This window comes from Flavivirga aquatica (genome assembly GCF_001747085.1).
GTDB classification, from domain to species: Bacteria; Bacteroidota; Bacteroidia; order Flavobacteriales; family Flavobacteriaceae; genus Algibacter_C; species Algibacter_C aquatica.
The window spans coordinates 127,356-149,618 of sequence record NZ_MDJD01000048.1 but is presented as its reverse complement, the minus strand read 5'-3'; the positions used below and the strand labels follow the sequence as shown (position 1 = coordinate 149,618).

The window sequence follows — 22,263 nt, the reverse complement described above, 5'->3', positions numbered from 1 at the left end:
ACCATGCTAATTAAAATAATCATTTCGTTCATAAATGATGTCTCTTCGAATGAAAAGCAAGTGATAAATTTCAAAAAAACTTTCAAATAAAGATGTTTTAGCCAGAATAAGCATTATTAGAAACTGAAAGTCAAGCTAATATAATCGTATTAAATTACCTACAAAATTCATGAAATATTTTGTTTTTTTTTGAAAGAAAAAACCTATTATTGAAGCAAAAAAAACCTACTTAAATAATCAAAAAAAAACAATGAATTCGAGAACAAAACTCCATCTAGCACAACAAGAAATTTATTATGGTCAAATGATGGATCCTACAAGTCCTTTACACAATACAGGTGGCTATTCTGTTTTTAAAGGCGATTTAGATACTAACTTATTTAAAAGTATAGTCTATGAATTATCCAACTATTTTGATGTATTTTCTATTCGATTTGACCTTTCCAAAGATAAACCGTCTATTTATTTAGACAATCAGGTTAAAAAAATAACTTTACAAGAAATAGATTTTTCTTTACAAGAGAACCCTAAAAAAACAGCTAAGAGTTGGATACAAAAACAATTTGATACTGCTTTTGACTTGCAGCAAGAAGAATTGTATAAGTTTGCTCTTATTAAAATAGCTAAAAATGAATACTGGTGGCTACATTATTTCCATCATATAATCATAGATGGATTTGGTTTTACTATAATGATTAATCATGTTACAGAAGAATATGATAAAATATCTAAAGGAGGTCAACAATCTAACTTAATATACCCTTCTTATTTTAAAGCCATACAAAAGAATATTGAGTATTCAGAGTCAAGTCAATATACTAAAGATGATACTTATTGGAAAGAAAAATATGCTATTGTTCCTAAATCCATTGTTAAAAACAAAAAAGAAAATTCTGTAGAAGGTGGAGAAAGGTTCTCTTTATCTGTATCTCCATTAGACAGAGCTTTATTTGATAGGTTAACAGAACAAACAAAAGCAAGTCTGTCACAATTTACAATAGCTGCTCTCTTACTATACTTAGGTAAAACAACAGACCAAAAAACATTTAGCTTAGGAACCCCTATTCACAATAGAGGCAGCAGGGAAGATCGAAAAACATTAGGCATGTTTGCCGCAGTACTAGCATATAAAGGAGAGTATAATCCAGACCAAGTACTATCAGATTGTATTGCCGAGATCAAACGATCCCAACGTATGGATTTTAGACATCGACAATATCCTATTTCACACCTTAATAGGTCGCTTAAATTATTATCAGAAAATCGTCAACATATATTTGATGTTATTATAAACTATGAGCCCTTAGCATTTTCTGAGTCAATGGCTTCAGGGATTGACATAGAAATAAAACACATGACAAGCACTTCTGGTTTACAAAACCCTTTGTCTATACGTTGGTGCGATTATGGAAAAGAATATCCTTTAGAGTTAAAGGTCGACTATATGACGACACACTTTAATAAAGAAGAAATACAGCTTCTTATCAATAGACTCCTCTTTATCATTAGACAATTTGAATTTGATTTAGAAAAACCTCTAAAAGATATTTCAATTCTTCCTAAAGAAGAAGAATACCAATTGCTATCGTTTTTTAATAACACTAAGACTTATTACCCATCTAATCAAACTGTAATAGACCTATTTAGTAAACAGGTTGCAAACACCCCTGACGCTATTGCACTAGTCTTCAATAACAAAAAATTAACTTATAAAGAACTGGATGAACGTTCTAATCAACTGGCGAGGTATCTAATCATTATAGGAGTTACAAAAGAAAACTTAATTCCTATATGCATAGAGCGATCAATGGAGATGGTTATTGGTGTTCTAGGCATATTAAAAGCAGGAGGAGCATATGTTCCAATTGATCCAGCTTATCCACAACAACGTATTGATTTTATACTGGAAGACATCAAAGCAAAGATTATCATTACACAAACCAATCTTATCCATCTTTTTGAAGAACACAAGACCATAAAAAATAGCATCTGTATAGATACTCTAGTCATTGACAAATTATCTAAAGCAGCAATAGGAATTTCTATACTCCCAAACCAATTAATCTATATCATCTATACTTCTGGCACTACTGGAGTTCCTAAAGGCGTTTTATGCGAGCATAAAGGCATACTAAACCTAGCATTAACTCAAATTAGAGAGTTTGGACTATCTCCAAATGATTGTACCCTACAATTTGCTTCCATTTCTTTTGATGCTTTTGGGTTTGAACTTTATGCAAGTTTACTTTCAGGCGGACGTATTGTTATAGTTTCTGAAGACATGATCCATTCAAAAGAAGAAATGGAAAAAATATTAAACAAAAATCAAGTGACTATAGCAACATTACCGCCTTCTTATCAGCAAATAATGAGTGACTCTTTAATAGGCCTTAATACTATTGTTTCTGCTGGAGAACCCTTACATGTTTCTACAACAAAGAAATTACTGTCTAAAGGGATAAAAGTAATCAATGGGTATGGCCCTACAGAAAATAGTGTATGTTCTACACTTTCTCTTACTCCTTTGCATAATGATGGCTTAGTTACTATTGGGAAACCATTATCGAATACACAAGCTTATATCTTAGATGCCGATTTGCAACTTGTTCCCATAAGTGTTATTGGAGAGTTATGTGTTAGTGGTTTACAACTAGCCAGAGGATACCTTAACCGTGAGGCATTAACCCTAGAAAAATTTGTAGCACACCCGTTTAAGGAAGGCGAAGTATTATATAAAACTGGAGATTTGGCTAGATGGTTACCCGATGGAAATATAGAGTTTATTGGGAGAAAAGACAATCAAGTAAAAATTCGTGGATACCGTATTGAACTGGGAGAAATTGAAGCAGCACTTAATCAATTAGAAGTAGTACAACAATCGGTAGTGCTAGCACAAGAAGATCAAAAAGGCAGTAAACAACTGGTCGTTTATCTTACAGCAAAAGAACAACTGGATACTAACATTATTCAAAACACATTAAAAGAGCAATTACCCGAATATATGGTACCTAAACTGTATATGCAATTAGATGAACTACCACTAACCACCAACGGTAAAATCGACAAAAAGGCCTTGCCTACCACAGATGGGAATACCCCAAAAACAGAAAATTATGTAGCTCCATCTACTCCTGATGAAAAGTTAATGACAAAAATCTGGCAAGATCTACTAGGAATTGAAAAAGTAGGCGTATTTGATAATTTTTTTGAATTAGGTGGAGATTCAATTAAAGCCATTCAGCTTGTAAGTTTAAGTAATGCTAATGGTATACATTTTAAAGTTAAAGATTTATTTAACTATCAAAATATTTTTGGTATTGTTTCTCATTTACAAAAAGAAAAAGAAGTACTACGAGAAACCGGTATTTTAGAAGGAGAAGTAACCTTACACCCTATCCAACAACAATTTTTTGAAAAACAATTTCAAGAATATAATCATTACAACCAATCCGCTTTACTTAAAGTTTCAAAACTAGTTCCCAAAGATTCTTTAGAAAAAGTTTTATCAATATTTTCAAATCATCACGATGCATTACGTTTTCGCTATCAATATGAAGAAAACTCTCAATTTCCTATACAAACGTATGGGACTTACAATCCAATACTAATTGAAGAACAAGTTTCTTCTGTTATGGAAATCACAGCAATATGCTCAAAACATCAAGCCTCTCTTAATATTATTGATGGAGACTTAATGCGTTTTGTTTGGATTCGTACTCCAGATGAAGAAGACACGCACCGTTTACTTATTGTCATCCATCATCTAGCAATAGATGGAGTATCTTGGCGAATTCTTTTAGAAGATCTAACAGCACTTTTAACAGCTCAAACCAATGGAAAAACAATTTCATTACCTAAAAAAGGAAGTTCATATCGACAATGGATCACTAAATTATCTGAATATGCATCTTCTGCTACCTTGACAGTGGAATTAGATTATTGGAAAAAAGTATTGTCTCATCACATAACAATCCCTTCCGATTTTACTTGTAATAACGAAGTTACCTATAAAGAAACCAAACACCATAAAGTGATTTTAAAACCATCAATAACTCGTTTATTAATGCAAGAAACTCATCGCTCTTATGGAACAGAGATTAATGACCTTCTGTTAAGCGCATTATCTTTAGCCTTAAGAGACTGGGTACCAAAAAACAAAATAGTGATAGCACTAGAAGGACATGGAAGAGAAGAATTATTTACAGATGTCGATTTAAATAGAACAATAGGATGGTTTACAAGTCTATACCCAGTATGTCTGCATATTGCAGATCAAGAAGATGAGTTAGGAGATCTTATTGCTACTACCAAAGATATGTTACGAGGCGTACCTAATAAAGGAATTGGGTATGGTGTTTTACGTTATTTATCTCCGTTAGAAAAAAACCGATCTGCTTTATCGTTACCTTTCGAAGATATTATTTTTAATTATCTAGGTAGTTTTGATAAACAAATTGATTCTGCACAAGAACGCTTATTTGATTTAGCTAATGAGAAAACAGGTTCTAATATAGGTTTATCTAATAAAAACCCAAACAAGTTAGCTATAAATAGTCTTGTTTTAAAAGATTCCTTAGAAATCAACTGGAGTTATCATGAAGAACGCTATAGCGAAGAAACAATACATAAACTAGCAGATGCTTACATAGATGCATTGCATACTATAGTAACCCATTGTCAATCTATTGAAGAGCCAATAAAAACAATAAGTGATTATAACTTACCTGCAAGTGTTTCTTATAAAAAGTTACAACAGTTTCAATCCTTAGCTATTCATCCTAGTACAGTTTCAGACATTTACCCATTAAGTCCTTTACAAGAAGGCTTGTTATTTCACAGTTTATATCATGAAGACCCGTCTGCATACGTCGTACAGTTTCAATGTGACTTAGTAGGTTATTTTTCAACATCCTCTTTTCTCAAAAGTTGGTCACACCTAATGGAACAGCATACTATTTTACGAACAGCTATTTTTACAGATCATCTAGAAATTCCTGTACAATGTGTATATAAAAAACTAGAAGCCCCTATTAGTGTATTAGACTATCGTCATTTTTCTAAAGAAACACTATCTAGTGAAATAACAGCTTTTATAGAGGAAGATAAACAAACATTTCAACTCGACAAAGGTCCTTTATTTAAAATTTCATTATTAAAATTAGAAGATAACCGAACCCGTATGGTATTTACCAATCATCATATTTTATGGGACGGCTGGTCGTTTGCAAAACTTATGACCAATTTTATGGAGTACTATCAACTTTTAGAAAACAAGGCTTCTTTACCTTCCATTAATATGGATAATTATGGTGACCATATCCGCCATCTTATGCAAAAAAACAAAACAGAAGGTTTATCTTACTGGAAAGCATATACATCTTCACTAGTTACTCCCACTTATTTACCATTTCTAAAAGACACTTCTATACGTAATAAAGTTTTAGGGAACTCAGAGCAACTATGTGCTTTACCTTTAAAAATTAGTAAGGAGATAAATAGCTTTGCAGAAGCGCATCGCATTACAGTAAATACATTTGTACAAGGAGTTTGGAGCTACCTTTTATCAAAATATACGGGTCAACAAGATGTAGCTTTTGGAACTGCTGTATCTGGACGGGATTCTGATATTTCTGGGATAGAAAATAAAATAGGTCTTTATATTAATACCATTCCTGTATGTACTCGTATAGATGAGAATCAAAAAGTTGTGAATTGGTTGCAAGAACTTCAAGAAGCACATACAATTGGAAGAGAAGAGTATAGCTATCTTTCATTAAGTGAAATAGAGTCACAATCTACTATAGACGGATCGTTATTTGATAGTCTAGTTGTATTTGAGAACTATCCTGTAAACCAAATGTCTTCTGCAGAAGAAATAGGCTTCTCTATAGAAAACATGACCGCTACAGAACATACCAACTATACACTTTCTTTAAGTATTTTTAATACATCTGAAGGGCTTTCTTTTAAAATCATGTATAATAATGAAGTTATAACAAACGATATGGTTTCCATGATTTTAGAGCACATACAGGAAGTTATGAAAAACATAGTAAATGGTATTGAAAATATAGGAGAATTAACATATCTAGCCCAAGAAGAAGAACACCAATTGTTGAATCTTTTTAACGACACCAAAGTGGATTACCCTACTAATCAAACAATAATAGATATGTTTAATCATCAAGCTACTAAAACGCCTGATGCTATTGCTGTTGTATTCAACAAAACACAGTTTACCTATAAAGAATTAGATGAACGCTCCAACCAATTAGCTAAATATTTAATAACCAAATATAAAGTTGAACCTAACAGTATTGTAGGTATTTGTATGGATCGATCTGTTGATATGATTATTTCTATTTTAGCGATTTTAAAAACACGAAGTGCCTATGTTTCTTTAGATCCTAATTATCCCAAACAACGTCTTCAAAGTATTATTAAAGAATCTCAATTAAATAATATATTAAGCACTTCTAAATCTAACTTAGAAACTTTTATTAATCTAGATACGATCAGTATAATCGATATAAATAATGTATCTACAAACAAAATAGATGTAGCTCCTCTTAACTTAAAATACCATTCAGAAGACTCTGTTTATGTGCTTTTCACATCTGGTTCTACAGGAGTTCCTAAAGGAGTAACTATGGGCAATAAAGCTTTAGTTAATTTATTACAATGGCAAGAAAGTCAATTTATAGACCACTTAGAACGCTCTGTATTACAATTTGCTAGTATTAATTTTGATGTGAGTTTTCAAGAAATATTTAGTACACTTTGTTTTGGTCAAAAATTAGTTTTAGTAACAGAACAAGAACGCAAAGACACGATTATGCTTCTAGAAAAGATCTCTACTAATCACATTACGCATGTATTTGTTCCATTTGTTGTATTGGAAAGTTTAGCATTATCTGCTAAAGTTCAATCAATATATCCAAGTTCATTAAAGGAGATCATTACTGCTGGTGAGCAATTACAGGTAAGTACAGAAATTAGGAACTTTATAAACAATTGTGGGTGTCAATTGATCAATCAATATGGTCCTTCAGAAACCCACGTTGTTAGTAGTTATAAAATTTCAGATATAAAAACAGCGCCTTACCTACCTCCTATAGGTACGCCTATTCATAATTCAGAACTCTACATTTTAAATCATAAACTTTCACTTGTTCCTATTGGCGTAGTTGGAGAATTATGTGTAGCTGGAGATGCTTTAGCAAAAGGTTACCTCAACCAAGAAGCATTGACTAAAGAAAAATTTATAGCGCATCCTTTAAAAAATGGTGAACGCTTATATAAAACAGGAGATTTAGCAAAATGGCTTCCAGATGGAAACATTGAATTTATTGGTAGAAAAGATGACCAAGTAAAAATACGAGGATACCGTATTGAATTGGGAGAAATTGAATCAACTTTAGATCAATTTGATGAGATACAGCAATCTGTAGTACTCGCACGAGAAGATCAAAAAGAGAACAAACAACTTGTAGCTTACCTTGTTTCAAAAAATAAACTGAACACTAAGGATATACAAAATGCATTACAAGAACAGTTACCCGAATACATGATACCTAAGGTATATGTTATCTTAGATAAACTACCAATAACCTCTAATGGCAAGATCGACAAAAAAGCATTACCTGTTCCTGACAAAGATGCCTACCATACCGAGGATTATGTGGCTCCATCGACATTAACAGAACTAGAATTAACAAAAATCTGGCAGGAGTTCTTGGAAATCGATAAAATTAGCGTTTATGATAATTTCTTCGAACTAGGCGGAAATTCTTTATCTGCAATTCGATTAATTTCTATAATAAAGCAAAAATTCCAACAAGAAGTTAAGGTTCAACAACTTTTTCAGTATCCTACAATACACGTTTTTAGTAACTTAATAGATAATAAAGAAGCATTTAGAATACCTTCCGGTCTTGTTAGAATTAGTAAAGAAAAGGAAGACAAAGAGAAAAAAATATTCTGTGCGCCAGGTGCTGGTGGTAATATTGTTTCTTTTTATGAATTTGCTAATTTATTGCAAGAAGAATATACACTATATGGATTTCAAGCTTACGGGTTAGATGATATAACTACTGCACATAATAGTATTGAGGAAATTGCTACTCAAAATATTATAGATATGCAACAAATAGATCCTTCTGGTCCTTATCGATTAGCAGGGTATTCTATGGGAGCAAATGTGGCTCACGAAATGGTGCTTCAATTACAAGAAAAAGGGTATGAAGTAACAGAAATCATGTCTTTTGATGGTATGCCTTATGCTTCTATTATAAATGACAACCCCCAAAGGCAACTTTCTACTTCTTTTTCAAAAAACATGATTGAGATACTTGATATAATGGCTAATGCTTTTTTACATCAAACAGAAGTAACTTTTACAATCACAGAACGAGAACTGGAATCTAAAACATATAATGAGCAACTGGATTGTGTTTATAATGAATTAGCGCAATTGGGGTTTGAAGTAATGAATAAATCAGATTTTAAAAAATTTATAAATATATTTTTACATCAACATAAAATCTGGAACTCCTATACTCCAATCCTGGGCGAAAAATACAAAGTACCAGTAACCTTGTTCAAAGCTAAAGAAGAAATCCTAACAGCCGGAGCTAGTTATGGTTGGGAACAAGTAACTCATGGAGAAATAACTGTATATAATACAACAGGAAGCCATATGACGTTGTTAAACCTTCCTCATGTTAAAAATATTTCTAAAGTTATTAAAGCATCTAATGATAAAGAAATGATGATGTCCTATTAAAAAGACATCTCAAAATTAATTGATCTAATAATTAGATCAATTAATAGCCTGTGATATGATATATCACAGGCTATTTTATTTTTTTAAATAGCTGCCATATAAATATAAGTGTTTTTTAATTCTTGTTTAAAATTAACTAATGAAGGGACACCTTTAGCAGTAATTATACTTCGTAAATGAGTCATTAAACCAAATCTAGCTTCATCTTGAAAATATAGGTTAATATCTGTGTACCTATCTTTATTTAGACTTAATTTAATTTGTTTTAAGCAATCAGGTAAGTTTTAAAAAATCAGTCACAGCTTCTTGTGATTTTTTTATGTGTGATTTTCTAGGTTGTTTTATTTTAGTGCCAAAAAAATCAATCATATAATCCCTTAAAGTATTGTATTTATATTCAATACCATAGGTCTCTTTTACCCATTGAACCGCTTGTACATAACTCAAGAACCCTTGTTCTTGGTCATTAAGCCGCTCTGATAAACCATCATGGACTTCTTCTGTGATTTTACGTTTCATACGAAAAATAAAACCATAAATATTATAATTACGTCCGCCTATACGGTCTGTAGGTTATAAATAAAACTGGTCTCATTTAACTTATCAAAAAGATAAACAGACGTGAGACCAGAAAGACCAGCACCTACTATAATATATTTAGCTGTGTTTTATTTTGTCATTTTTTTATTCCATTAAATGTGTTCCGTGTACTACAGCTGCACCAGCGCGTAAAGCAGCTGCTACAAAAGTTGTTTCTGCTAATTCTTCTGGTGTTGCTCCAGCTTCTATGGCGTGTTTTTTATGTATTTCAAGACAATAAGGGCATTGCGTAGTGAGCGCTACAGCAAGTGCTATTAATTCTTTATACTTTTTTGGGATTGCTCCATCTGCAAGTGCAGCTTCATCTAATGCTTGAAAAGCTTTCATTCCAGCCTCAGCATTTTTTCCTAATGCGCCTAACTTTTTTAGGCTATTCATATCGTACATGATCTATATTTTATAAAGAGCAGGTAAGCCTATATCAAAAAGAATGGCTTTAGGTGAAGTGTTTACCTGCATTCTAGTTATTTTAATTTTCTCTTAATTTCTTCCAGCCATGACACCACCATCGGTATCCCATATAGCTCCAGTTACCCATCCCGCTTTATCAGATAATAAATAAGCTATAGTATTAGCAACATCTTGTGCTTGTCCATTACGACCTATTGGGTGAAAAGCATCAAATCCTTTCAATCCTTCTTGCGCTTCAGTTCTTCCACCAAAAACGCTATAGTAAACAGGAGTTTCAACTACTGCTGGAGATACTGCATTTACACGTATTTTATGATCTGCAAGTTCCATAGCAAGATGTTGTGTTAACGAATGTAAACCTGCTTTTTGCATAGAGTATGCAGAAGATGGCGTCGCTTTAACAGCTTGTTTCGCCCACATAGAACCTACATTTACAATAGCTCCACCTTTAGTTTTACTCATTTTTTTAGCCGCCGCTTGGGTAATAAAAAAGAATCCTCTATTAAGGTCTTGGTAAGAATCATAATCTGCAGTAGTATGATCTAAAAATGCTTTAGGGCCAAAAATACCTGATGCGTTAACCAAATAATCAAGGTTATCAAAGCTATTAATTGTTGCATTTAATTCTTCTACTTGTGCAGCGTTTGTAATATCTACTTTGTGTGTGTGCAAATTACCATTTGCTTCGCTTCTAAAAGCTTCTAGTTTTGAATCGTTAGTTCCTACAACATGTACTTCACAACCTTGTTTTAATAACATTTCCGCAGCTGCTCTTCCTATACCGCTACTTCCTCCTACAATTAATGCTCTTTTACTCATAATTATCTCTTTTAATGTTTATTTAAATTAATAACACAAAAGTACTAGAAATGGAATTTCATAAATAGTAGAAAAAAGAGAATGAATGGTAATTAAAGGAAATTAAATGAATAAATAATAAAATTTTAAACCTTTATTGTATTGACATCAAGTAACTTAAATAAATATAACGAATCAGGTAAAACAAAAATGCTTTAAACATTTAGTTTAAAGCGTTTTGAGTATAATCGTGAGCCCAAGCGGTACCATCTGATCGAGTGTACTCACTTTTTATACAAACTTTGTATGTTAGTTTTGTCTCACTCATATTCTGTGGGACAATTTGTGGGATAAAATCATAGTAATACCAATTATAATTTAAAACAAGCCTTAAAAGTTTTTATATAAAATTCAGATTTTACAATGTTGATTATATTATTGTTAATTTGTGTTTTTACAGTTTGATTTAACCAATGTTTAAGCTCTTTGATATTTTCAAATGTTCTGTTTTTAAATCGTTCTTTTAAATATTGCCATACTTTTTCGCAAGGATTTAATTTCGGGGTATATGGAGGTATTCTAATAAGCTTAATATTGTCTGAGATATTTATATTTTTAGTAGAATAAAAACCTGCATTGTCAATGATCAGAACCTTTAATTCTTCGGGTCTAAAAAAAGATAACGCTTTAAGATAAGCTTCAAAAATTAGGGAATCAACGCCTTCTACTTCCCCAGGTAAAATGACTCCCATCAATTGGAGAATAGCTTCCGTACAAATATGTATTTTTAAAAGCTTGCTGGTAACTCACTATAGGTTTTGCACCTTTAGCGGTAAGAGCAGTACCTACATGAGTCATCAGTCCAAATCGACTTTCATCTTGAAAGTAAAGGTTAAACGATTTATAATCTTTATTAAATCTTAATTTTTCTAAGACATTAGGGAGTTTTTTTTAAGACTACTAGAGCCTTGTTCGCCTTTTTTGTAATGTGATTTTCTGGGATGCTTTTTCTTGGTTTTAAAATGACGTATTAAATAAGCTCTCATAGTTTGGTAGTGAATGGTTTGACCATGATGCTGCTTAACCCAATCAACAGCATGCCAATAGCCCAAAAGTGGGTTGTTAGGATCGTTCACTTTGGCTTCAAGAGCCTTATGTAGCAATTCACTTATAACTCCTTTATAGTTGCCGCCACTTTGTAATGTGGTCTGTGGTCAAGGATTCTAAACCAAATGCTTTATACTATTTTATCCAACTCTTTAAGGTGGAATGTCCTATATCTAAATATGCCACTAAATCTATTTGACGATTGATTGTTCCCTTTTTCAAGTGTATAAGACTTTGGATACGCTGGCGAACCTTGAAGTTATTTGACTCCTTAAATGCTATTTCTAAAACCTCAATGCTTTCTTCTACCTCTATTTTTGATAGCATTCCCATAGCAGAAAGACACGTAAAATTAAGCTTGTTTTAAAATATAATTGGTATAATACAAATTATTACGCATACTCCTTTTTTTTTTACAGATTATCTACAAAATGGAACAGACGTAACATTTACAAGTCTTTTAACCTATAAATGCTACGCCTATTTAATCTACTTTTTTGTTATTCGTGACCGCGAAGGGATTCGAACCCCCAACCCTCAGAGCCGAAATCTGATATTCTATCCAGTTGAACTACGCAGCCATTTCAGTATACTAAACTAGTATAGTACACACACTAATTATTATAAATTAATAATACTAAGATAATTTAGCTTTCACAATATTAGAAATGGTTTTTCCATCTGCACGACCAGCAAGTTCTTGACTGACAAGTCCCATAACTTTACCCATATCTTTCATACCTTCTGCACCAACTTTTTCAATAGTTATTACAACAAATTTCTCAATTTCTTCTTCAGTCAAAGCCTCTGGTAAAAACTGCGCAATAACATCTGCTTCTGCTAATTCTGGAGTTGCTAAATCTTCGCGTCCTTGCTCAATATAAATTGCTGCACTATCTCTACGTTGCTTTACTTGTTTTTGAAGTATTTTAATCTCTTGATCTTCATTCAAGTTCTCTTTTGCTCCAGTTTCTGTCTGTGCTAATAAAATTGCAGATTTCACAGCTCTTAAAGCTGTTAATGCTGTTTGATCTTTAGCTTTCATAGCTTCTTTTAAAGCTGACATAACATCTTGTTGTAAACCCATTTTCTTATTTTATTAGTACGCGAAGATAAAAAATTTAGAAAGCATAAAGTTAGATATACTAACAAAAAAAGAAAAAGTTTATCTTCTTTTAAAAGATTTAATGAAAAATAAAAACCTGAAAAACTGAGGGATGCTTTTCAGGTCAATAAATTAAGGACGGTTAGTAAACTATTCCTAATCTACGTTATCGTGCAAAAATGAATTATTACTTCTTAATTGGATATCATCATTATCATCTAAACCAATACTTGTTCTTGAAAGATCTGTTTCAGATGAATGTTTAGCTGCATTTAAATCTACTCCTTGACGCTTATAAGCCGGAACCTTTTCTATATCATCAATTTTAGCGTTATTAAATTTATAGTTAAAATCCTTCATTTTTCGCCTACGTTCTTCTGCACGCTCTTTAAGTAGCCCAGAAATAGGGCTATTCATTGGGTCTACTTCTTCATTTACTTCTTCACCTTCAGTGTTTTCTTCTAAAACCTTCTTTTCAAATACAATATCTTGATCTACTTCTTCTAAACCTTCTTTAGAAGCTGATTGTTTTTTATTACCTGAAACCTCTATTTCTTTATAATCATCAAGTGTATAACGAATGCTCTCTTCATGATTAGTATCAGCTACCGGAATAACTTCAACATAATCATTTACAGGTATTTCTTTAATATCCTCTTCTTTTAACTGATGTGATATTGTAGGTTCTACGCACTCTTCAATAGTATCTTCTTCATGTGAAAGTGGTAAATCAAATGTTAGCGTTATTTGTTTTTCATCTTCAATATAATCTGAATCTACTTCAACATTAGTCTCTGTTATATTATCAATATCACTAGACTTCTTCTTAGCAATAGGATTTATAATAAAATCTTCCTCCTCCTCTATACTAGGCGTCACTTCATTATATATAACACTAATATTTTTTATTATTTCGGATGTTGGTATTAAATCTATTTCCTGTCTAGCAGATCCTAACTTTTGTTTTTTAATAATACTTTTTTCAAAATTACTAAGTTCATCTTCCTCTAAATCTAAAGTATGACGAACAACAGGCACTTCTTTTTCCTCTGCTAACTCAACTATAGGTGCTATTATCAAAGGCTCTTCTTTTTCTTTAGCATCTTCTACTTCTTGCTCTTCATTAAGAGAATGAACTACTTTTTTAGTTTCTGTATTAGAAATTTCGTCTTGTTGCTCTATATTAAAACCCGTAGCTATAATGGTTACCGCAATAGATTCTTCTAAAGTTTCATCTTCACCAACCCCCATAATAATGTTAGCACCATGACCTGCTTCATTTTGAATATGATCATTAATCTCACCTATTTCATCAATAGTAATTTCATGAGACCCTGAAACTATAAGCAGCAATACATTTTTGGCTCCAGTAATTTTGTTATCGTTTAATAATGGTGAATCTAATGCCTTACGAATCGCATCTTGTGCACGATTTTGTCCTGATGCTAACGCAGACCCCATAATAGCTGTACCACTATTACTTAATACCGTTTTAGCATCACGTAAATCTATGTTTTGTGTGTAATGATGTGTTATAACTTCAGCAATACCACGAGCAGCGGTAGATAAGACTTCATCAGCTTTAGAGAATCCTGCTTTAAAACCAAGATTTCCATAAACCTCACGAAGTTTATTATTATTTATCACTATTAAAGAGTCTACTACATTTCTTAGTTTTTCTATACCTTTTTGAGATTGTTCTATACGCATTTTGCCTTCAAACTGAAAAGGCATAGTAACAATACCAACAGTTAAAATGTCTAAATCTTTAGCCATTTTAGCTATAATTGGAGCTGCACCTGTACCTGTACCACCTCCCATTCCTGCTGTAATGAAAACCATTTTAGTATTAGTATCAAGCATTTGAGAAATATCCTCAAAACTTTCTACTGCAGATTGCTCACCTATATCTGGGTTTGCACCTGCTCCTAACCCTTCAGTTAGATTTAAACCTAATTGAATTTTGTTAGGTACGCCTGTGTTTTGAAGCGCTTGTGCATCTGTATTACAGACATAGAAATCTACACCTTTAATACCTTGTTGAAACATGTGATTAATGGCATTACTACCACCACCACCGACTCCAATAACTTTAATGACATTTGATTGATTCTTGGGTAAATCAAATGCGATACTTTCGAATTTTTCTTTGCTGCTCATAAATTCTGTTTTACCGGGGATTTTATACTTTTAATTTTAATTCAATGGAACTCTTCTACTCTGCGTTATCTAAAAAATCTTTGACACGCTCTGTTAACTTATCTAAAAAAGAACGACGTTCTTTTACTGGTTTTTCTATAGTATTATCATCAATAGGCATTTCTTCCGTACTTTCAACGCCTTTTATTTCGGTTTCTTGTTCTTCCTCTATCTTTTTTCTTTGTTGGCGTTTTAAACCATCTAACACTAAACCAACTGCCGTTGCAAATAGTGGACTTGTAATATCATTATCACTATCTCCTGCTAAATGTTCATTAGGATATCCTATTCTGGTATCCATACCTGTTATATACTCTACTAACTGCTTTAAATGCTTTAATTGGCTACCACCACCTGTTAAAACGATACCTGCAATTAGTTTCTTCTTTTGTTCTTCGTGTCCATAATTCTTAATCTCAACGTATACTTGTTCTATAATTTCAACTACACGTGCATGGATTATTTTAGACAGATTTTTTAACGTTATTTCTTTTGGCTCTCTACCTCTTAATCCTGGGATAGATACTATTTCATTATCCTTATTCTCTCCTGGCCATGCCGAACCAAACTTTATTTTTAATAATTCGGCTTGTTTTTCTATAATGGAACAACCTTCTTTTATATCTTCTGTAATTACATTTCCTCCAAAAGGAATTACTGCTGTATGGCGAATAATCCCATCACGGAAAATAGCTAGATCTGTTGTACCTCCACCTATATCTATTAACGCTACGCCTGCTTCTTTTTCTTCTTGACTCAATACAGCATTTGCGGAAGCTAAAGGTTCTAATGTGATGCCCTCTAAACTTAAACCAGCACTTTGTACGCAACGCCCAATATTTCTAATTGAAGAAACTTGACCAACTACCACATGAAAATTTGCTTCTAAGCGACCTCCATACATTCCTATAGGCTCCTTTATTTCTGCTTGTCCATCAATCTTGTATTCTTGAGGTAAAACATGAATAATCTCTTCTCCTGGTAGCATAACCAATTTATGAACCTGATTTATAAGTCTATCAATATCATCATCATCAATTACTGTTTCAGAATTTGATCTTGTTATATAATCACTATGTTGTAGGCTACGAATATGTTGTCCGGCAATACCAACTGTAACGTCATCAATTTTCATATCTGCAGCAAGTTCCGCTTCCTGAATGGCTTGTTGAATAGATTGAATAGTTTGGGTTATATTGTTTACAACACCACGGTGTACACCTAAACTTTTAGATTTACCAATGCCTAAAATTTCAACTTTGCCGTATTCGTTTTTACGACCAATCATGGCCACAATTTTTGTAGTTCCTATATCTAATCCTACTGATAAATTATGCTCCATGCTTTAAATTTTGGTACATATTACTTGGTTTTCAAACTGTAAATTGACTTTACTATAATTATTAAGCGTCTTATCTTTGAGGTTTTGCTTATAAAATGCTTTTAGATTATTAATTTTCTTATCCAAAAGATTCACATCTCCTAATTGCACTAAAAAATCACATTGTCTCAATCTTAAAAATATATCTCTATTAATACTTTTATGAATTTCTATAACATGTCTTTTTAAGAACTCATCTTCATTAATTTTATTTGCAATTTTATAAACGTCTTTTAAATTATTTTTTTCTATGTGACCTGTAACCAGTGGTACTCTTGCTGTATAATTATTAGACAACGGCATAAAAGAACCTTCGTCATCAATATAATATGATGCATTAGTGCTCACTCTAGCAATCGGCATTTTTTGTTCAATTTCAGCATTAAGTGTACCATTTACAGTTAGATACACTTCCGCAGTTTTTATCATCAGATTAGATTTGAGGGATTCTTCTAACACATTCAAATCTAAACTTTCTTTGGCTACATTTTTAACCTTACCGTAATTTTGTATTAACAATTTACTAACAGTCTCACTGGTTATGAAAAGGTTATTTTCTCCGATAAACTGCACATTTGGAGCTACAATTCTCCTTTCATTATTCCTAGCCGAAGCAAAAGCAAATAAAAAAGCAACCAAACTTAACAAAGCAAACATTTTTATATAACTCCAATTAACTTTCAAAGCTAAATTCTTTTTTTATGTGTTTAACTTCTTCTCCTATATCTCCTGCTCCAATTGTTAATATAATCTGAGCATTACTTTCACCTATTTTAGATAATAATTGTCCTTTACTAACTAACTCCTTATTTTTATTATTAACTTTATCTAATAACCAAGCTGAAGTCACCCCTTGAATTGGCAACTCTCTTGCCGGATAAATATCCAATAACAACAACTCATCGAACTGAGATAAACTATCCGCAAATTCATCTGCAAAATCTCGTGTTCTACTAAATAAATGAGGCTGAAAAATAGCTAACACCTTTTTATCTGGATACATTTCTCTAACCGCTTGATGCACTGCATTAATTTCCTCTGGATGATGCGCATAATCATCTATAAGAACTAAGCCTTCAGATTTAATATGATAAGTAAATCTACGCTTAACTCCCTTATAAGACGCTAAAGCTTTGGCGAGCTGCCGGTAAGGGCAACCATATTCTACAGCCATCGCCAAGGCTATTAAAGCATTAGACAGGTTATGTCTACCAGGTAGGTTAAATTGTATGTTTTCAAGTACAGTTTTTGGTGTTTTCACATCAAAAACATAAGTTCCGTTTTCTATTTTTATATTTTGGACAGTATAATTTGAGTCATCCTCTATACCATACGTGATACCTTTTAATGGCAATCCATTTTTAATAAATAATTTCCCATTAGGTTTTATTCTTTTTGAAAAATCTTCAAATGTCTTTTTTAATTCTGAAGCGTCACCATAAATATCTAAATGATCCGCATCCATTGAAGTGATACAAGCTATATCTGGAGACAGTGTTAAAAATGAACGATCAAACTCATCTGCTTCCACCACTGAAACTTCTGCTCCATTGAGAATTAAATTAGAATTATAATTTTCACTAATACCTCCTAAAAAGGCTGTCATCTCTATTTCACATTCACGCATTAAATGCCCAAGTATACTTGTAGTCGTTGTTTTACCATGAGTTCCAGCAACTGCTAAACAAAACGTGTTTTCTGTTATTAATCCTAAAACCTCAGAACGCTTTAAAACATGATAACCATTAGCTCTAAAGTAGACTAGCTCAGTATGATTTCCAGAAACTGCTGGCGTATAAACAACTAATGTGTTTTCTGAATTCAAAAAACGCTTATCTATATTTTCAACTGAATCTTCAAAATGAATAGCCATACCTAGTTCTATCAAACTCTCAGTTATTTCTGTTTGAGTTTTATCGTAACCAGCAACATATTTATTGTTTGCATGAAAATAACGCGCTATTGCACTCATGCCTATACCGCCAATACCAACAAAATAGATATTATGTATACTATTTAAATTCATTTCTTTTCTTTAAGAAGCTTTACTACTTCATCTACTATATCTTTAGTTGCATTTGTTAATGCTAACTTTTTTATATTTTCTCCCAACGCCTTCTGTTTTTCTGGCGACACCATAAGTTGTGTAAACTTATTTTCAAAATCAACATCCAAATCAACCTCTTTGATAATCATAGCAGCATTATTACTTACTATTGCCATCGCATTTTTTGTCTGATGATCTTCTGCTACATTTGGAGAAGGAATAAAGACAACCGGCTTTCCTGCAATACAAAGTTCTGAAACCGAACTTGCTCCAGCTCTAGATATAATTACATCTGCAGCTGCATACGCAAAATCCATTCTATTCAAAAACTGAAATACCTGTACATTTTTAGTATTATTGTAAATCTTATATTGCTCATAATATAGTTTACCACATTGCCAAATCACTTGAATGTTTTGGGTATCTAAAAAATCTAATTCTTTTTCAATTAATTGATTAATTCTTCTAGAACCTAAACTCCCTCCTAAAATCAACAAGGTCGACTTAGCTTCTTTTAATTTAAAAAAGCTTTTAGCCTCTTCTCTTTTCCCTTCAATATCTAACAAATCTTGACGTACTGGATTTCCAGTTTTTTTTATTTTACTTTTAGGAAAAAACCGTTCCAAACCATCATAAGCCACACATATTTTTTGTGCTTTTTTTGATAACAACTTGTTAGTTATCCCTGGATATGAGTTTTGCTCCTGTATCAAACTCGGTATACCTTTAGCTGCAGCCACATGCAATAACGGACCACTAGCAAAACCACCTGTACCTATTGCTACATTAGGCTTAAAAGACTTTACTATTTTACGTGCATTCCAAAGACTACTAATTAATTTAAATGGAAATGCTAAATTTTTAAATGTTATTTTTCGTTGAATTCCAGAAATCCAGAGCCCTTTTATTTTATACCCTGATTGCGGAACCTTTTCCATTTCCATTCTATCTTTTGCTCCTACAAATAAAAACTCAGCTTCAGGAAAGCGAGATTTTAACTCGTTAGCTATCGCAATCGCAGGATAAATATGACCTCCTGTACCTCCTCCCGAAAGAATAATTTTATATGTTTCGTCTTCTATCACTAATTTACTAACCTTTTTACTTATACTATTCCTAATATCTAATACGTTAAAAAAGCTCCATAGAGCTATATTGTCTCACTTAAAACTTCAAGTGGATCATCTTCATTTATTTCCTGTTCTTTTATCTCATCACGCTTCGCACTCACACTCAATATTATACCTAAAGCCAAACACGTCATCCATATCGAAGTCCCTCCACTACTTATTAACGGTAATGTTTGTCCAGTCACAGGAAAAAGTTCTACTGCGACCGCCATATTAATTAATGCTTGAAATACAATAGGCAACCCTACACCCAACACTAAAAGCTTACCAAATATAGTATCCGATTTTTGAGCTACAATTACAATTCTAAACAACAACCACATATACAAAATCATAATTAAAAAGCCTCCCAACAAACCATACTCCTCAATAACAATAGCGAAAATAAAATCTGAAGATGATTGTGGTAAAAAATTCTTCTGACGGCTTTTTCCTGGTCCCATTCCCCATATTTCACCAGAAGCTATAGCTATTTTTGCTTTTTCAATTTGATAATCTGCCTCTGTATCTTCATTATTAGAATAGTTTTTTATTCTGTTTTCCCAGGTAACTACTTTCACATTTAAAGGTCCTGTCGTCAATTTTGCTATCATAACAAAAAGCACCAAACACACTAAACCCGAGCCTAATATAACTCCCAAATACCGTATTGGATACCCTCCTAAAAAGACCAATATCAACACCATTAAAAATATTATTGCTGCAGTCGAGAAATTTGAAGGTAATATAAGTGCTAGTACTAAAAAAACAGGCATCCAAAGAGGTAAAATAGATTCCTTAAAGGCAATAACTTTATCTTTTACTTTTGACATATACCTAGCGACATACACCATAATAACAACTGCCGCTAAGGTTGATGTTTGAAATGACATGCCAACTATCGGGATTCTTATCCACCTACTAGCATTTGCCCCTTGAATAGTTGTTCCTTGCATCATAGTAAGTCCCAATAAAACAAGTACTATTGGGATCATTACTAACGACAACCCTCTAAAATATCTATATGGTATTTTATGAACACCATACATAATTACAAACCCTAAAAACAGATGCATGAAGTGCTTTATAAAAAAAGCAAACGTATTTCCCGTTCCTCCTTTATAAGCTAAATTACTAGCAGCACTATACACTGGTAAAAACGATAATATTGCCAATAGCGTCACTATTGCCCAAATTAATCTATCTCCTTTTACGTTTTTAAATATTGCTTGCATTTTCCCCATTCGCCGCTATGCGACACCCCCTCTTAAGAGGGGGAATTATTATTTTATTAATATTACACCTTTGCAAAACATGAATTTTTACCTTGAAGCCTACTAAAACTATATTAACTAAAAATCCAAAATTACATCTTAATTATAAATTTCTTACTGCATTTTTAAATTGACGCCCTCTATCTTCGTAGTTTTCAAATAAATCAAAACTTGCACATGCAGGAGACAACAATACATTATCACCAGCGTCTGCCACTTTGTAAGCTATTTTAACTGCTTCATCCATATATTGAGTTTCAACTATAACATCAACCATATTGCCAAAAGTTTTTACAAGCTTCTCATTATCTGCGCCCAAACAAATAATAGCTTTAACCTTTTCATTTACAAAAGAAAATAACTCTTCATAATTATTTCCCTTATCCACACCTCCAACAATCCAAACGGTAGGCGCATCCATACTCTCTAAAGCATAATATGTTGCATTCACGTTTGTCGCCTTAGAATCGTTTATATATTGTACTTTATTAATTTTAAGTACTTGCTCTAAACGATGTTCAACACCTTGAAAATTCTCCAAACTTTCTCTAATAGTTTGTTTTCTTATTTTAAGCAAATGCGCTACGGCAGAAGCTGCCATGGCATTTTTAACATTGTGCTTACCTTCTAATTTAATATTTGATGTTGGCATAATTATCTGGTTGTTATTAATTGTTATTTTTATATTTTCCTTATCTAAATACACACCATTTTCAATAGGTTTTTCTAATGAAAATGGTAACAATGTAGACTGAACAGGATACTTTTTCAAATGATTAACTATCACTTCATCATCAGCATCATAAATCAAATAATCTTCTTTTGTTTGATTCATAGCTATTCTAAATTTTGATACGATATAATTCTCAAATTGATAGTCATATCTATCTAAATGATCTGGTGTAATATTAGTAATCACAGCAATATGCGGTCTAAAGTCTGTAATATCATCTAACTGAAAACTACTAATCTCTAACACATAATTATCGTAATCTTTATCTAAAATCTGTTTTGCAAAACTATCTCCTATATTTCCTGCTAACCCTACATTCAACTCTTGTTTTAAAAGATGATGTGTTAATGTTGCGGTGGTTGTTTTACCATTACTTCCCGTAATTCCAATTACCGTAGCATTGGTAAACCTAGAAGCAAATTCAATTTCAGAAACGACAGTAATTCCTTGTTCGTGAATTTGTTTTACCAAAGGCACTTTATCTGGAATCCCTGGGCTTTTCATTACAATATTTGCATTTAGAATTTTAGATTCTGTATGCTTTTCATCTTCCCACTCAATCTCATTATGTATAAGAACTTCTTTATATTTTTCTTTTATTTTTCCTTTATCTGAAACAAAAACGTCATACCCTTTCTCTTTCCCTAAAAGCGCAGTACCAACTCCACTTTCTCCTCCTCCTAGTATTACCAATCGCTGCTTCTTCATTTCATT

15 protein-coding genes and 1 tRNA gene are annotated in these 22,263 nt (G+C 32.4%); 1 reads left to right on the top strand and 15 read right to left on the bottom strand.

The window, feature by feature from the left end; translation table 11 throughout:
* The first annotated feature begins 250 nt into the window (after window positions 1–250).
* Entirely contained in the window at window positions 251–8,785 is an 8,535-nt protein-coding gene (locus A8C32_RS13165; RefSeq protein WP_083253345.1) for a non-ribosomal peptide synthetase, read from the top strand.
* Between the two features lie 273 nt (window positions 8,786–9,058).
* Here the strand turns inward: A8C32_RS13165 and A8C32_RS13160 are convergent, their stop codons facing one another.
* The 15 genes from A8C32_RS13160 to murD all read right to left on the bottom strand — a co-directional run bounded on the left by A8C32_RS13160 (window position 9,059) and on the right by murD (window position 22,257).
* Complete coding sequence (locus A8C32_RS13160) at window positions 9,059–9,304, bottom strand: winged helix-turn-helix domain-containing protein (RefSeq protein ID WP_069830893.1); 246 nt, start codon at window positions 9,302–9,304, stop codon at window positions 9,059–9,061.
* Between the two features lie 165 nt (window positions 9,305–9,469).
* Complete coding sequence (locus A8C32_RS13155) at window positions 9,470–9,763, bottom strand: carboxymuconolactone decarboxylase family protein (RefSeq protein WP_240491743.1); 294 nt, start codon at window positions 9,761–9,763, stop codon at window positions 9,470–9,472.
* Between the two features lie 102 nt (window positions 9,764–9,865).
* Window positions 9,866–10,615 carry an SDR family NAD(P)-dependent oxidoreductase gene (locus A8C32_RS13150; protein WP_069830891.1) on the bottom strand — a complete coding sequence of 250 codons (750 nt, stop codon included), beginning with the start codon at window positions 10,613–10,615 and terminating at the stop codon, window positions 9,866–9,868.
* A 350-nt stretch (window positions 10,616–10,965) separates the two neighbouring features.
* Window positions 10,966–11,346 (bottom strand): transposase, encoded by a 381-nt coding sequence (locus tag A8C32_RS13145; protein ID WP_240491742.1) that lies wholly within the window; start codon window positions 11,344–11,346, stop codon window positions 10,966–10,968.
* 177 nt (window positions 11,347–11,523) lie between these two features.
* The gene (locus tag A8C32_RS13140) at window positions 11,524–11,757 is read right to left on the bottom strand and encodes a hypothetical protein (RefSeq protein WP_123803427.1); all 234 of its coding nucleotides are present in this window, start codon (window positions 11,755–11,757) and stop codon (window positions 11,524–11,526) included.
* A 79-nt stretch (window positions 11,758–11,836) separates the two neighbouring features.
* Window positions 11,837–12,034, bottom strand: coding sequence for a hypothetical protein (locus A8C32_RS13135; protein ID WP_069830889.1), 198 nt, complete (start codon window positions 12,032–12,034; stop codon window positions 11,837–11,839).
* Window positions 12,035–12,208: 174 nt separating this feature from the next.
* Window positions 12,209–12,282, bottom strand: a tRNA-Arg gene (locus tag A8C32_RS13130).
* Between the two features lie 56 nt (window positions 12,283–12,338).
* The gene (locus tag A8C32_RS13125) at window positions 12,339–12,788 is read right to left on the bottom strand and encodes a GatB/YqeY domain-containing protein (protein ID WP_069830888.1); all 450 of its coding nucleotides are present in this window, start codon (window positions 12,786–12,788) and stop codon (window positions 12,339–12,341) included.
* A gap of 174 nt (window positions 12,789–12,962) precedes the next feature.
* On the bottom strand, window positions 12,963–14,966 hold the full coding sequence (gene ftsZ, locus A8C32_RS13120; RefSeq protein ID WP_069830887.1) for a cell division protein FtsZ: 2,004 nt from the start codon (window positions 14,964–14,966) through the stop codon (window positions 12,963–12,965).
* A gap of 55 nt (window positions 14,967–15,021) precedes the next feature.
* The gene (ftsA, locus tag A8C32_RS13115) at window positions 15,022–16,347 is read right to left on the bottom strand and encodes a cell division protein FtsA (protein WP_069830886.1); all 1,326 of its coding nucleotides are present in this window, start codon (window positions 16,345–16,347) and stop codon (window positions 15,022–15,024) included.
* A gap of 3 nt (window positions 16,348–16,350) precedes the next feature.
* On the bottom strand, window positions 16,351–17,070 hold the full coding sequence (locus A8C32_RS13110; protein WP_069830885.1) for a cell division protein FtsQ/DivIB: 720 nt from the start codon (window positions 17,068–17,070) through the stop codon (window positions 16,351–16,353).
* Window positions 17,060–18,412: a UDP-N-acetylmuramate--L-alanine ligase gene (murC, locus tag A8C32_RS13105; RefSeq protein WP_069830884.1), complete on the bottom strand. Its 1,353-nt coding sequence runs from the start codon at window positions 18,410–18,412 to the stop codon at window positions 17,060–17,062. Before murC ends, A8C32_RS13110 begins: the two co-directional genes overlap by 11 nt.
* Window positions 18,409–19,518, bottom strand: a complete 1,110-nt coding sequence (gene murG, locus A8C32_RS13100) for an undecaprenyldiphospho-muramoylpentapeptide beta-N-acetylglucosaminyltransferase (RefSeq protein WP_069830883.1) — start codon at window positions 19,516–19,518, stop codon at window positions 18,409–18,411. Before murG ends, murC begins: the two co-directional genes overlap by 4 nt.
* Before the next feature lie 65 nt (window positions 19,519–19,583).
* Window positions 19,584–20,777: an FtsW/RodA/SpoVE family cell cycle protein gene (locus tag A8C32_RS13095; protein WP_069830920.1), complete on the bottom strand. Its 1,194-nt coding sequence runs from the start codon at window positions 20,775–20,777 to the stop codon at window positions 19,584–19,586.
* 142 nt (window positions 20,778–20,919) lie between these two features.
* Window positions 20,920–22,257 carry a UDP-N-acetylmuramoyl-L-alanine--D-glutamate ligase gene (gene murD, locus A8C32_RS13090; protein WP_069830882.1) on the bottom strand — a complete coding sequence of 446 codons (1,338 nt, stop codon included), beginning with the start codon at window positions 22,255–22,257 and terminating at the stop codon, window positions 20,920–20,922.
* Window positions 22,258–22,263 lie beyond the last annotated feature (6 nt).

Bases quoted from the DNA above. Each gene is read 5' to 3' on its own strand.
- A8C32_RS13165 (WP_083253345.1), top strand. From the start codon at position 251: ATGAATTCGAGAACAAAACTCCATCTAGCACAACAAGAAATTTATTAT.
- A8C32_RS13160 (WP_069830893.1), bottom strand. From the start codon at position 9,304: ATGAAACGTAAAATCACAGAAGAAGTCCATGATGGTTTATCAGAGCGG.
- A8C32_RS13155 (WP_240491743.1), bottom strand. From the start codon at position 9,763: ATGAATAGCCTAAAAAAGTTAGGCGCATTAGGAAAAAATGCTGAGGCT.
- A8C32_RS13150 (WP_069830891.1), bottom strand. From the start codon at position 10,615: ATGAGTAAAAGAGCATTAATTGTAGGAGGAAGTAGCGGTATAGGAAGA.
- A8C32_RS13145 (WP_240491742.1), bottom strand. From the start codon at position 11,346: ATGGGAGTCATTTTACCTGGGGAAGTAGAAGGCGTTGATTCCCTAATT.
- A8C32_RS13135 (WP_069830889.1), bottom strand. From the start codon at position 12,034: ATGGGAATGCTATCAAAAATAGAGGTAGAAGAAAGCATTGAGGTTTTA.
- A8C32_RS13125 (WP_069830888.1), bottom strand. From the start codon at position 12,788: ATGGGTTTACAACAAGATGTTATGTCAGCTTTAAAAGAAGCTATGAAA.
- ftsZ (WP_069830887.1), bottom strand. From the start codon at position 14,966: ATGAGCAGCAAAGAAAAATTCGAAAGTATCGCATTTGATTTACCCAAG.
- ftsA (WP_069830886.1), bottom strand. From the start codon at position 16,347: ATGGAGCATAATTTATCAGTAGGATTAGATATAGGAACTACAAAAATT.
- murC (WP_069830884.1), bottom strand. From the start codon at position 18,412: ATGAATTTAAATAGTATACATAATATCTATTTTGTTGGTATTGGCGGT.
- A8C32_RS13095 (WP_069830920.1), bottom strand. From the start codon at position 20,777: ATGCAAGCAATATTTAAAAACGTAAAAGGAGATAGATTAATTTGGGCA.
- murD (WP_069830882.1), bottom strand. From the start codon at position 22,257: ATGAAGAAGCAGCGATTGGTAATACTAGGAGGAGGAGAAAGTGGAGTT.